Genomic DNA, 12,487 nt, shown 5'->3' with positions numbered 1-12,487 from the left:
GACCTTTTACATGAGTCAAGTCGCCGGGTGGCTATCGGCGGGGAAGCCTGGTAACTTGGCTCGCTGGGTTCCCCGAACCCGTCGACCCAGTCCGCGGTTGCCGATTTTCACTGTCGGCGAGCGTACGGTCGGTGATCGTGCTCGAATCCGACATTCGACGCCAGCGCATGCGTGCCCGTTTCCGCGTGCCCGTGATCGCCACCCGGGCGTGACCGATGCAGCCAGCTGCAGCGGCTGCCAAGGTGCACAGTGACCACAACTCCTGCGTTAGAAGCGCAAGGCCTTTTCAAGGTCTTCGGCAAGAACCCCCAGTCGGCCGTCAAACGTCTTCGCGCTGGACAGTCGCGCGCTGACGTCGCAGATGAGGGGACCGCCGCCGTCATCGACGCGAGCTTCGCGGTCGCCCCCGGCGAGATCTTCGTGATCATGGGCCTGTCGGGGTCCGGCAAGTCAACGATCATCCGCATGCTCAACGGACTGTACGAGGCAACCGCCGGGTCCGTCACTGTCCGCGGCGAGTCGGTCACCGACACGACGCCCGCCAAGCTGCGTGAGTTGCGGCGCGATCGCGTGTCGATGGTCTTCCAGCACTTCGCGCTGCTGCCGCATCGGTCCGTCGCTGACAACGTCGCCTACCCGTTGCAGCTCCGTGGTGTCGAGCGCTCCGAGCGGCTGGCGAAGGCGGAAGAGATCCTCGCGCTGGTCGGGCTCGAAGGCTGGGGAGACAAGCTTCCCTCGGCACTCTCCGGCGGCATGCAGCAGCGTGTGGGGATCGCTCGCGCGTTGGCAGCCGATCCTGACGTGCTGCTGATGGATGAGGCTTTCAGCGCCCTGGACCCCCTGATTCGACGGGAAATGCAGGAGCAACTGCTCGAGCTTCAGGAGAAGCTGCAGAAGACGATCGTCTTCATCACCCACGACCTCAATGAGGCGATGCTCCTCGGTGACCGCATCGCCGTGATGCGCGATGGCCGCATCGTGCAGATCGGCACACCCGAGGACATCCTCACCGACCCCGCCAACGACTACGTGGAGCAGTTCGTCCAAGACGTGGATCGTGCGCGCGTGTTGACCGCGGCGAACGTGATGGAACGGCCCCGCGCCGTCGTCACCGAGACCGCGGGTCCGCGGACCGCGCTGCGGCAGATGCGCGACGCCTACACCGCCGCGGCCTACGTCGTGGGACGCGACCGCAGGCTCGTGGGGATCGTCACCGACCGTGACGCGATGAAGCTCGTCCAGGCGGGAGAGAAGTCGATCGGTTCGGCGATCAAGCGGGCCCCGCAGAGCGTTCGGGAGGATGAGGTACTCATCAACCTGTTCGTGCCCTCTGTCGAGTCGCCCCTGCCCTTGGCTGTTGTCGACGACCACGGCAGATTGACCGGCGTCATTCCCCGCGTGACTCTCCTGGCAGCGCTCGGGCCAGGAACCGGCGCCACGGGCGAGATCACGATCCCGGTCATTCCTGTTTCGGGGGCAGAGATCGACGAAGTGCTCGCGCAGGTGCCCCATGACGAAGAACACACCAGCGACGCGGAAGAGGTTGTCTGATGGATTTCCGCATTCCTATCGGCCAGTGGGTCGAGACAGTCGTCGACTGGCTGCGAGATAACCTCAGCGGTCTGTTCGATTTCATCACCGTCGTCGTGCGATTCCTCGTCGACGGACTCACCGACATCCTCCTGATCATCCCCATCCCCGCGATGATCGTCGTCTTCGCGCTCATCGGATGGCTCGTGCGGTCGTGGCAGATGGCTGTCGGCACGGTGCTGGCCTTTGTGTTCATCATTGCGATGGACCTCTGGATCCCGACCATGCAGACGCTCTCCCTGGTCCTGGTGGCGACCGTGGTCGCGCTAGCCATTGCGATTCCGCTCGGGATCTGGTCGGCACGAAACGACACGGTACGGACGATTCTCAAGCCGGTGCTGGACTTCATGCAGACGATGCCGGCGTTTGTCTACCTGATCCCTGCCATCACGTTCTTCAGCATCGGGGTCGTGCCGGGCCTGGTTGCGACGGTCATCTTCGCGCTGCCTCCGGGCGTGCGCCTGACCGAGCTCGGCATCCGCGGAGTCGATTCGGAGACCGTCGAGGCTGGCCAGGCTTTCGGCGCAACGCCCTCGCAGATCCTGCGCGGCATCCAGCTGCCGTTGGCGACGCCGACGATCATGGCCGGTGTCAACCAGGTCATCATGCTGGCACTGTCGATGGCGGTTCTCGCCGGAATCGTCGGCGCGGACGGCCTCGGCAAGATCGTCGTCCAGTCGGTGTCGACGGTCAATCTCGCCCTTGGCGTGGAGGCAGGCCTCGGCGTCGTGATCATCGCCGTCTACCTGGACCGGGTGACTGCAGCGCTGGGCAACCGCGCCGACTACCCCTCGTCGCTACGGAGCGTGCTCGCGCGCCGACGGACCGCGCGCGCCACAGTAGCCGCGCAGTCGAGGGACGAGGACACACAGAACCACGTGGGAACGGAGGCACTCCAGCCCACGGGCAGCCGGTGACCACCGGCTGAGGAGGAGCGCGGACACCACGCGGCTTCCCACCAAGAGAAGAAGATACGGAACGAACGAGACATACATGAAGGATGCGTTTCACATGAACAAGCGACACCTCAGCACAGCATTGGCTCTCGGGGCCGTGGCCACACTCGCGCTCGCGGGCTGCAGCAGCGCCTCCGAGCCCAGTGGCGACCAGACCGACGCCTCCGGCGACATGAGCTGCGAGACCGTCACGCTCGGCTTCCTCCCCTCGTGGACGGACGGCCTGAGCACCGCGTACCTGCTGCAGAACCAGCTCGGCGCGCTCGGCATCGACGTCGAGATGCAGACGCTCACCGAAGCGGGCCCGCTCTACGCCGGTCTCGCCCAGGGCGACGTCGACATCTACCCCTCCGCATGGCCTGAGCTCACTCACGCCTCGTACATGGAGGAGTACGGCGACAACATCGAGGACCTGGACGCCTACTACGAGGGCGCCAAGCTCACGATCGCGGTTCCCGACTACGTCGACATCACCTCGATCGAGGACCTCGCGGGCAACGCGGACCGTTTCGGCGGCCGCATCGTCGGCATCGAGCCGGGCGCGGGCCTGACCGCTCAGACCCAGGACGTCATGATGCCCGCATATGGCCTGGACGGCGAGTACGAGCTCGTCACCTCGTCGACCGCCGCGATGCTCACCGAGCTCGGCAACGCCGTCGACGCACAGGAGGACATCGTCGTGACCTCGTGGCGTCCGTTCTGGGCCAACGCGGCCTACGGTCTGAAGGACCTCGAGGACCCGCAGGGCGCCATGGGCGAGCCCGAGGCTCTGCACTTCCTCGGCACCGCCGGATTCTCGGAGCGTTGCCCCGAGGCAGCCGACCTCATCGCCGGCATCCAGCTGAGCGACGCGGACTACGCCTCGCTTGAGGACATGGTCGTGAACGAGTACGGCGAGGGCCGCGAGGCCGAGGCTGTTGAGGCCTGGATCTCGGAGAACCCCAACGCGTTCAGCACCATCATCGTGCAGTGATCCACGGGCACTGACGAGGGGCTCCCGGCCATCTGGCCGGGAGCCCCTCTGCGTGGTTTCGGCATCCGTCAAGGGATGGCGCGTCGCCTATTCGGAGATCGGGTCCACCCAGTAGCGCAGGCTCTCGTCCGCATGGGTCTCTTCGAGCTTGATCGCCCACTCGGCGCTCTGGAAGTACCACTGCTCGACGCCGTCGGAGTCGACGGTAACCTTCTGCTTGAAGCCCATCTCTTTCAGTGAGTCAGCGAACGCGCGCGCCTCGTCGCTCGTGACGCCCGAGTAGATGTACTCCCATGCGCTCGACTCCGGGGTGGCGCTCACCAGGGTGCCGGGTGGCACCGGGAGGCTCGCGTCGAGGCCCTCGGGACGCTCGCCCTGGGGCTCGGCCTCGGGCTCGGCCTCGGGCTCGGCGGGCGCCTCGTCAGATTCCTGGGTGACGGGAGCCATCGCGTCAGCCGTTGCGGCGGAGGCGTCGTCCGCGCCGGTGCCGTCGGCGGTGCAGCCGGCGAGCAGTAGCGCGGCCAGGGCGGCGGCGGCGAGGGCGGTGACGGGGGAACGGTGCGCGGGCATGGGTCTCCTTGGCTCAATGGCGACAGGGGCGTCGACCCGACCGTAGGGGCTCGGCACGTCAGCGTCGATGAGTAAAGATTGCCTACGACGTGCGAGCGGCGACGACAGCGATGACGACGTGGCGGTGGTGCAGGTACGCTGAGGGCTCCCGGCCATCTGGCCGGGAGCCCCGCTGCCTGGTGTCGGCATCCGTCAGGGGATAGTCCGCCGCAACAGCCCGTAGGCGATCCCGGAAAGAGCGACCAGGGTGATCAGCAGCCCGACGGCGAGACCCTCGGGGCCCTGCGTCACGATCCAGCCGAAGACCTGCCCCCAAGCGTTCAGACGACCGATGAGCCACATCGCGCCGACGAGCAGCAGCCCCAGTCCAACGAGGATGACCGTCAGGACGGCAGGCCCGAACCGCTTGTAGATCGTGGCGATCGCGAAGCCGGTCACGAAGAAGGTCATTGTCATGAACAGGATGAGCACCGCGGCCACCGCTGGACCCGAACTCCAGATCCAGTCGAGGTAGAAGAAGTACCCATTGACGCCCCAGCCGGTGGTCGCCTGCTCGACGAATCCGCCGATGACGAAGATCGCCGTCAGGATCGCCGACGTCAGCCCGGCGGTGAGCAGCGAGCCGAGGAAGAACTCGCGGCGCGTGACGCTCATGGCTTGCGAGAACGGGAAGGTCTGGGTCATTCCCATAATGCCGACCGCGAAGAAATACCACAGGGGTGCCTGGGCGCCGCCGCCGTACTTCGGGGCGTCGTAGGGGATCATCGACCAGATCACGATCGAGACAACGAGCGATCCTGCGAGGATGATCAGCGGGATCCAGATGAACGTCTGCCTGTTGACCAGCTGCATGCGAACGACGTTTCCGACGCGGTTCATCGCCGGTCTCCCTTCGTGGTGGTGCGGGTATCGGATGCCGCGGCATCCGTCTCATCGGCGTGCTGCGTCGTGCGCACGATCAGTTGCTGCAGCGACACCGGGCCGAGGTCGAGGCCGGCTGCGGTGAGGCGTGAGCGCTCCTCGGCGGACAGCGCGCCCGCGACCGTGACGGATGCCACCCGTCCGAGGCTCTCGCGGTGCAGGACCTCCCGCCCCGCGACGAAAGCGTCCACGGCGGTGGCGTCGCCGACGATGGCGGTGGCCTGGTTGCGTACATCGTCGGTGGCGGCATCCATGATGATCTGACCCCGGTCGATGACGAGCACGCGCTCGATGAGGTTGGACACCTCGTCGATCAAGTGACTGGAGAGGATGACGGTCCGCGGGTGCTCGGTGTAGTCCTCGAGCAGCCGGTCGTAGAAGATCTGGCGGGCGACGGCATCCAGACCCAGGTGCGGCTCGTCGAAGAAGGTCACTTCGGCCCGCGAGGCGAGACCGATGATGACGCCGACGGCCGAGAGCTGTCCGCGCGAGAGCTTCTTGATGCGGGTGCGCACCGGCAGGCGGAAGTCGGCGATGAGGCGGTCGGCGAGCTCCTGGTTCCAATTCGGGAAGAAGAGCTTCGCCGTCGCGAACGCGTGGATAGGCTTCGCGTCGTCGGGGTATTTCTGGCTTTCGCGCACGAAGCACATCCGGCGCAGTACCCGAGCGTTCTCGTATGGGTGCTCACCGAACACCTGCACGTCGCCGGAGGTGGCGAAGTTCTGAGCCGTGAGGATCGACATCACGGTGGTCTTGCCCGCGCCGTTGCGCCCGAGCAGGCCGTAGATGGTGTTCTTCTGAATCGAGAAGCTCACATCGTCGACCGCGACAGTATCGCGGTAGCGCTTGGTGAGGTTCTTCACCTCGATCACCGTCTCGCCGGCACCCGCGGGGGGTGCCACATCGTTGATGGTCATTGGTCGCCTTCCGTTGTCGTGTTCTGCGCGTGCTCACGGAGCAGCTGCGCGAGGTCTTCGGAGCCGAGCCCGAGCTTTCGGGCTTCGGCCAAGAGGGGGGTGAGGTAGCGGTCGCGGAATGCCGCGCGTCGCTCGGCGAGCAGGTTTTCCCGCGCGCCCGGGGCAACGAACATGCCGATGCCCCGTCGCTTGTAGAGCACGCCCTTGTCGACGAGCATCGTCACTCCTTTCGCTGCCGTGGCGGGGTTGATCCGATAGAAGGCGGCGAGTTCGTTCGTCGAGGGGGCCTGTGCCTCTTCGGCCAGGCTCCCGTCGACGATCGAGTCCTCGACGCTCTCCGCGATCTGCAGGAAGAGGGCCTTGCCTTCTTCGATCATCCGCGCCTCCGATGTGTTTCTGGGTTAGTTACTCAAGTAGGTAACCACAGAACGCGGGGTGCGTCAACCCCGGCATCCGTGTGGGGTCAGCGAGACCTCGCCCGAGGCGGAGTTGCCGGGGCAAACGGCTTCGGTCAGGGGCGCGGAGTGCGGGACGGGACGGGCCAGATGCCCGGCGCCGCGGGGCCGGGCGGCGGCTCGGATGCCGAAGCAGACGGCTCTGCGGTGGGAGCTGCGGCGGGGGGAGTCGCGGGGAGTTCGAGGGCGACGCGCTCTTCAAGGACGGTGATCGCGTCATCCGAGATCGCGAGCAGGCCGTCGAGCTCTTCGCGCACGCGTCGGTACGCGAGCTGTCGCTCGGCGGGAGTCGCTGCCTGGTCGATTGCGACGCTCAGCAGTTGCTGCGCGGTGCTCAGGCGCTTGCGCTCGTCGGCGGTGAAGGACGAATCGCGGATGCGGCGAGCCTCGCGCTCGGCAAGATCGAAGGCTACCTCGTAGTCGGTGACCGCGGTGCGGTACTCGGTGAACTGTTCCTTCGAGAGCTTGGCGCTCTCGGAGTCGGGGCGGAGCCGGTCGGCGACCTTCTTGGCTCGGAGGAACGCCGCAGTCAACGGCTGTCTGCCGTCGCTCATGGCGGGATAGGCGATGATCTTCGCCACATCCAGTTCGTACTCGAGCCAGCGCTTGGTCACCGCGTCGTGTGCGGCGAAGAGCTTCTGGAACGGTGTCACGGGTGCCGAACTCGATGGCGCCGTTCGCGCCGCGGTGCCCATGCCGGCGGCCACCGTGTCCTCGACGCGCTGCGCCAGAGGATCTTTCGGTGCCTTGGTGCCCGGAAGCGTGATGCCGATGAGGGGGCGCCCTCGTGCGGCGGCCTGCGCCGCACGGATCTCGCCCTTGGCCTGCAGGATCTCGAGTCGCCGCTTGTGCCGGCGCCGTGCACCGCGCTCCCAGGCGCTGCCGATCATCCCCATGACACCCATCAGGGGGAAGACGAGCCACCAGTAGTCGCCGAGGAATTGGAACAGCTGTTCCACGCGATCATGCTAACCGCGGTACCCCCCGCCGGGTATGGGGGGGAAGCCGGAAGAAGAGCTCAGCCCAACAGCAGCGCGAGGACGGTGGCGCCACCGCCCACGAGAATCAGCGAAACGATGACGACCCACGCGACGATCTTGATGCGTCGCTGCCGGGTCTCGCTGTAGACGTTGGTGTCGTCGTCGGACATGCGATCAGTCTAGAGGGCGGGTTCGGCGATCGTCGGCCCGAATGCGGCCGGCAGCGTCGCCCGCGAGACCTCGCGCAGATCGGATGCCGAGACCGTGAACAGCCCCTGCACTTCCAGGCTCGGGTCCGCGCCATCGCCGGGAGCATCGGTCACGCCGATACGCAGCACGGGGTAGCCGCGTCCCTCGCACAGACCGCGGAATTTCACGTCATCCTCGCGGGGGACTGAGACGAGCACGCGGCCGGTCGACTCCGAGAAGAGGGCGGATGCCGCATCCACGCCATCGCGTTCGATGATCTCGTTCAGCCAGACGCGCGCACCGACGCCGAAGCGCATGACGCCCTCGGCCAGGGCCTGCGCGAGCCCACCGCTGGAAAGGTCGTGGGCGCTGGAGATCAGGCCCTGCAGCGCGCCCGCGTGCAGTAAATCGGCAAGCCGACGCTCGGCGGCAAGGTCGACCGCCGGAGGCCGCCCGCCGAGGTGGTTGTGCACGGTCTGCGCCCACGCCGAGCCGCTGAGCTCGTTGGCGGTGACCCCGAGCAGGTAGATGTTCTCGCCGGCATCCTGCCACCCCGACGGGATGCGACGAGCGACGTCATCGATGATGCCGAGCACGCCGACGACCGGGGTGGGGAAGATCGGCTGGTCGCCGGTCTGGTTGTAGAACGAGACGTTGCCGCCGGTGACCGGGATGCCCAGCTCGAGGCATCCGTCGGCAAGGCCGTCGACGGCCTGCCCGAATTGCCACATGACCTCGGGGTTCTCGGGGCTGCCGAAGTTCAGGCAGTCGGTGACCGCGACGGGCTTGGCGCCGGTGACGGCGACGTTGCGATAGGCCTCGGCCAGGGCCAGCTGCGCACCCTGGTACGGGTCGAGCTGGCAGTAGCGCCCATTGCAGTCGGTAGCGATGGAGAAGCCGAGGCCCGACTCCTCGTCCACGCGCACCATGCCGGCGTCGTCGGGGAACGAGAGGGCGGTGTTGCCGAGCACGTAGTAGTCGTACTGGTTGGTGATCCAGGATGTGTCGGCGAGGTTCGGGCTCGCGACCAGGGCGAGGAACTGCTCACGCACCTCGTCCGGTTCGCTGGGGCGCTGCAGCGCTGCGGCTGAATCGTCGCGGAGGGCGTCGATCCAGGTCGGGTAGGCGACGGGCCGCTCGTAGACGGGCCCGTCGACCGCGACGGTGGAGGGGTCGACATCCACGATCTGCTCGCCGTGCCAGAAGATCTGCAGGCGGCCATCGCCGGTGACTTCGCCGAGCACGCTCGTCTCGACCTCCCAGCGGCCGACGACCTCGAGGAACGCGTCGAGCTTCTCGGGAGCGACGATGGCCATCATCCGCTCCTGCGACTCGCTCATCAGGATCTCTTCCGGCGTGAGGCTCGGGTCGCGCAGCAGCACGTTCTCGAGGTCGACCCGCATGCCGCTGCCGCCGTTTGCCGCGAGCTCGCTGGTGGCGCAGGAGATACCGGCGGCGCCGAGGTCCTGGATCGCTTCGACGAGATCATCGCGGTAGAGCTCGAGGCAGCACTCGATGAGCACCTTCTCGGCAAACGGGTCGCCCACCTGCACCGCGGGGCGCTTGGTCGGGCCGCCGTCGGCGAAGGTGTCGGAAGCGAGGATGGATGCTCCGCCGATGCCGTCGCCGCCGGTGCGAGCGCCGAACAGCACGACCTTGTTGCCCGCGCCCGAGGCGTTGGCAAGCTTCAGGTCTTCGTGGCGCAGCACGCCGACGGCGAGAGCGTTGACCAGCGGGTTGCCCTGGTAGACGGCATCGAAGACTGTCTCACCGCCGATGTTCGGCAGGCCCAGGCAGTTGCCGTAGAACGAGATCCCACTGACCACGCCGTGCACGACGCGGGCGGTGTCGGGGTTGTCGATCGCGCCGAAGCGCAACTGGTCCATGACAGCGACCGGGCGCGCCCCCATCGAGATGATGTCGCGGACGATGCCGCCCACACCGGTCGCGGCACCCTGGAACGGCTCGATGTAGCTCGGGTGGTTGTGCGACTCGACCTTGAACGTCACCGCCCAGCCCTCGCCGATGTCGACGACGCCCGCGTTCTGACCCATGCCGACCATGAGACGCTCGCGCATTTCGTCGCTGACCTTCTGCCCGAACCGGCGCAGGTAGATCTTGCTGGACTTGTAGGAGCAGTGCTCGCTCCACATGACCGAGTACATGGCGAGCTCACCGCTCGTGGGCCGGCGCCCGAGAATCTCGCGGATCTGCGCGTACTCGTCATCCTTCAGGCCGAGGGCGCCGTACGGCTGCTCGCGTTCGGGCGTCGCCGCGGCGTTCTCAACGGTATCGGCTGCTGCTGCGCCTCTCGGCGCGGCGGTGTCGGCGACTGCTCGGGCGGGAGTGATCGGGGTGCTCACGGGGTGGGACTCCAGTGGTCGAGGATGCCGAGACCGGCGCCAGCGTGCGGGCCGCTCCAGTCTACGCGGCGGCTGCTTTCGGCATCCGTGTCGCTTCGTGCCCGTCGTCGGGTGCTCGACGTGCCGGTGCGGTCTCGTCGCAACGGCGCAGATCGTGCCGAACACGCCGGGCGACGGATGCTGCCGGCGGCGTGTCGGGCAATCCGTGCGCCGTTGCGACTGGTGCGTCAGGCCCGTCCTGCGTTGACACGCCGCTCATCACTCGACCGAGTGGCGCTCGCCGCGGGCCGGGGGAGTGTAGGTGCACGTGTCGCCAGCGCACAGCTGCGGTTTGGTGCGCCCGAAGCGGCGGGGTATCAGTCCTCGATGCCACTCGGTTCGCATGACCGTTCAGTCGCGCCGTGACGTGGGTTCGTCAGCCCTCCGCCCGCACCAAGGCGCGACCGAATAGTGGTGCAGATTCTTCAGTCGCGCCGTTTCGCGGGTTGGCGCGGCGCGAACCCGCACAAGGGCGCGACCGAACCGAGGCCCTACGCTGTCTGCGTGGACTTCTCCTTCGCCTTCACGCCCGACCTGATCGCGGTCTTCGTCACGCTGTTCGTCCTCGAGATCGTGCTGGGCGTCGACAACGTCATCTTCATCTCGATCCTCGCCTCCAAGCTCCCCAAGGAGCAGCAGGCGCGGGCGCGCAACCTCGGTCTTACGCTCGCGATGCTCATCCGTGTCGGCCTCGTCTTTGCGGCGGGCTGGATCATCTCGCTCACCGAACCCGTCGTGACCCTGTGGGGCATTTCGTTCTCGTGGAAGGACTTCATCCTCATCGCGGGCGGGCTCTTCCTCGTCTACAAGGCGGTCACCGAGATCCACCACAAGCTCGAGGGCGCCGAAGAGGAGCATGGCGAGGGCGCGGGCGGCCGCAAGAGCGTGACCTTCGGTTCGGTGATCGCACAGATCCTGCTGCTCGACATCGTCTTCTCGCTCGACTCCGTCATCACCGCCGTCGGCATGACCTCGAACATGGTCATCATCATCACCGTCGTGGTGCTCTCGTTCGGCATCATGCTCTTCGCCTCGCGGTTCATCTTCGCGTTCGTCAACGCGCACCCGACAGTGAAGATGTTGGCGCTGTCGTTCCTGCTGTTGATCGGCGTCTTCCTCATCGCCGAGGGCTTCCACATCAAGATCGACAAGGCCTTCATCTACGGTCCGATGGCCTTCGCCATCTTCGTCGAGGCGCTGAACCTCACGTACTCGTCACGCAAGGCAAAGCGCGAGCAGAAGAAGCGGCAGTCCGTGCAATTGCGGCCCCAGTACCCGGATATCGACGAGTCAGCCGCCGTCGCCGCGGCGCTGTCGAAGGATCCCGCCTCCGGCTCCGTCGGGCTCTCGCGCAAGCCCGTGGTCGGCGAGGGAGGTGCGGCGGCCGCGCCGCACCGGGAGGGCCTCGGCTGAGGATCAGTCCGCGGCGGCTTCGTCTACTGCAGCGGCGAAGCGCGCAGCATCCGTGCCGTCTTCGCGCACCTCGAACACGGTGCCGTCGATGACCAGCAGCGGGACGTGGTCGACGACCTGGTCGGTGCCGGGGATCGGCTTGCCGAGCCAGGCGTCGTTAGCCGCGGTCGCCAGGCCCGTGTAATCGGTGATCGCTGTCGAGAGGTCGGATGCCGCGCCCGCCGTGGTCGCGAAGCCGAGGAGTTCCTCGTCGCTGGGTGAATGATCTGCCGTGACTTGGTTCCGCTGGATCAGCGCGTACAGCGGCAGGAGCGCGTCATCCTCGCTCGCGGCTGCGGCGCCGAGGAGAAGTGCAGCGGCCCGAGTCGAGTAGTCGGTGGTGTCGCCGCGCTTGGCGCTGACGTAGGTCATCGGATGCAGGGTCCACGTCGCCGTGCCGTCGGCGACGAAGGCCGCGAGGTCGTCGCCGATCGCCGCATCGAGGCTCATGCAGTGGGGGCAGGATGGGTCGCTCCACAGCTGGATGTCGACAGCGCCGTCTCCGACGACGATTCCTGCTGTCGGGTCGATGGATGCGGGTGAGGGAGCAGTTGCAGCGGCCGGCGAGCACGCGACGGCGGCAAGTGCGACAGTGGGGATGAGGGCGAGGCATCCGACCATGCGGCGCCGAGACGAACCGAACACGCTGCCGTTCTACGCCGAGAGTCGGCGCATCGCCAATCGTTCAGTGAAGCCCACGACGCTCACCCCTGATGTGGTCAGACCATATGGCGGATTCCACCAAACGCCCGGGCAGAACCACTCGATGGTGTCGCGCAGCGGTATCCATGAGAGAGCGCGACACTACCCGGTATGCATATCGCGCTCAGGGAGATCCGAATGTCGGTGAGGCAAAGCCTGTTGGCGATCCTGGCGCAGGGGCCGTGCTACGGCTATCAGTTGCGGTCGGAGTTCGAACGTCGCACCGGATCGAGCTCGGCGCTCAACGTCGGCCAGATCTACAGCACTCTCGAGCGGCTCGAGCGCGACGGCCTCGTTTCGCGGGGCGCAGCCGACGAGGCAGGCCACGTCTACTGGCAGATCACGGATGCCGGCCGCGGCGAGGCCCGCGCCTGGCTGGC

Annotated in this window: 13 protein-coding genes; 5 read left to right on the top strand and 8 right to left on the bottom strand. The window is 66.9% G+C overall.

Annotation, left to right across the window (positions count from 1 at the left end):
- Positions 1-249 precede the first annotated feature (249 nt).
- The 3 genes from B4F19_RS12280 to B4F19_RS12270 all read left to right on the top strand — a co-directional run bounded on the left by B4F19_RS12280 (position 250) and on the right by B4F19_RS12270 (position 3,519).
- Positions 250-1,551, top strand: coding sequence for a quaternary amine ABC transporter ATP-binding protein (locus tag B4F19_RS12280; protein ID WP_228179317.1), 1,302 nt, complete (start codon positions 250-252; stop codon positions 1,549-1,551).
- Positions 1,551-2,507: an ABC transporter permease gene (locus B4F19_RS12275; RefSeq protein ID WP_228179316.1), complete on the top strand. Its 957-nt coding sequence runs from the start codon at positions 1,551-1,553 to the stop codon at positions 2,505-2,507. Before B4F19_RS12280 ends, B4F19_RS12275 begins: the two co-directional genes overlap by 1 nt.
- Positions 2,508-2,601: 94 nt before the next feature.
- Positions 2,602-3,519, top strand: a complete 918-nt coding sequence (locus B4F19_RS12270; protein ID WP_228179324.1) for a glycine betaine ABC transporter substrate-binding protein — start codon at positions 2,602-2,604, stop codon at positions 3,517-3,519.
- Between the two features lie 87 nt (positions 3,520-3,606).
- On the opposite strand, the gene B4F19_RS12265 is transcribed toward B4F19_RS12270, so the two are convergent.
- The 7 genes from B4F19_RS12265 to purL all read right to left on the bottom strand — a co-directional run bounded on the left by B4F19_RS12265 (position 3,607) and on the right by purL (position 9,902).
- Positions 3,607-4,089 (bottom strand): hypothetical protein, encoded by a 483-nt coding sequence (locus B4F19_RS12265; protein ID WP_228179315.1) that lies wholly within the window; start codon positions 4,087-4,089, stop codon positions 3,607-3,609.
- A gap of 192 nt (positions 4,090-4,281) precedes the next feature.
- A complete protein-coding gene (locus tag B4F19_RS12260; protein ID WP_228179314.1) occupies positions 4,282-4,968 on the bottom strand; it encodes a hypothetical protein in 687 nt (228 codons plus the stop codon).
- Positions 4,965-5,927, bottom strand: a complete 963-nt coding sequence (locus B4F19_RS12255; RefSeq protein WP_228179313.1) for an ABC transporter ATP-binding protein — start codon at positions 5,925-5,927, stop codon at positions 4,965-4,967. Before B4F19_RS12255 ends, B4F19_RS12260 begins: the two co-directional genes overlap by 4 nt.
- Positions 5,924-6,304, bottom strand: coding sequence for a GntR family transcriptional regulator (locus B4F19_RS12250; protein WP_228179312.1), 381 nt, complete (start codon positions 6,302-6,304; stop codon positions 5,924-5,926). The genes B4F19_RS12255 and B4F19_RS12250 overlap by 4 nt, the downstream gene beginning before the upstream one ends.
- 134 nt (positions 6,305-6,438) lie before the next feature.
- Positions 6,439-7,341, bottom strand: coding sequence for a hypothetical protein (locus tag B4F19_RS12245; protein WP_292735294.1), 903 nt, complete (start codon positions 7,339-7,341; stop codon positions 6,439-6,441).
- A gap of 59 nt (positions 7,342-7,400) precedes the next feature.
- Positions 7,401-7,532, bottom strand: a complete 132-nt coding sequence (locus B4F19_RS12240; protein WP_292735291.1) for a hypothetical protein — start codon at positions 7,530-7,532, stop codon at positions 7,401-7,403.
- A 9-nt stretch (positions 7,533-7,541) separates the two neighbouring features.
- Entirely contained in the window at positions 7,542-9,902 is a 2,361-nt protein-coding gene (gene purL / locus B4F19_RS12235; RefSeq protein WP_292735299.1) for a phosphoribosylformylglycinamidine synthase subunit PurL, read from the bottom strand.
- Positions 9,903-10,457: 555 nt separating this feature from the next.
- Here purL and B4F19_RS12230 point away from each other — a divergent pair.
- Complete coding sequence (locus tag B4F19_RS12230) at positions 10,458-11,366, top strand: TerC family protein (protein ID WP_292735288.1); 909 nt, start codon at positions 10,458-10,460, stop codon at positions 11,364-11,366.
- Between the two features lie 3 nt (positions 11,367-11,369).
- Here the strand turns inward: B4F19_RS12230 and B4F19_RS12225 are convergent, their stop codons facing one another.
- Positions 11,370-12,050, bottom strand: coding sequence for a thioredoxin domain-containing protein (locus B4F19_RS12225; RefSeq protein WP_292735285.1), 681 nt, complete (start codon positions 12,048-12,050; stop codon positions 11,370-11,372).
- A gap of 195 nt (positions 12,051-12,245) precedes the next feature.
- Between B4F19_RS12225 and B4F19_RS12220 the strand changes: the two genes are divergently transcribed.
- The coding region (locus tag B4F19_RS12220; protein WP_292735283.1) for a PadR family transcriptional regulator at positions 12,246-12,487 on the top strand (242 nt) is incomplete at its 3' end.

Origin of the sequence: Microbacterium sp. UBA1097, from assembly GCF_002313585.1 — a bacterium.
GTDB lineage: Bacteria > Actinomycetota > Actinomycetes > Actinomycetales > Microbacteriaceae > Microbacterium.
This window is presented reverse-complemented; position numbering and strand designations above follow the sequence as displayed.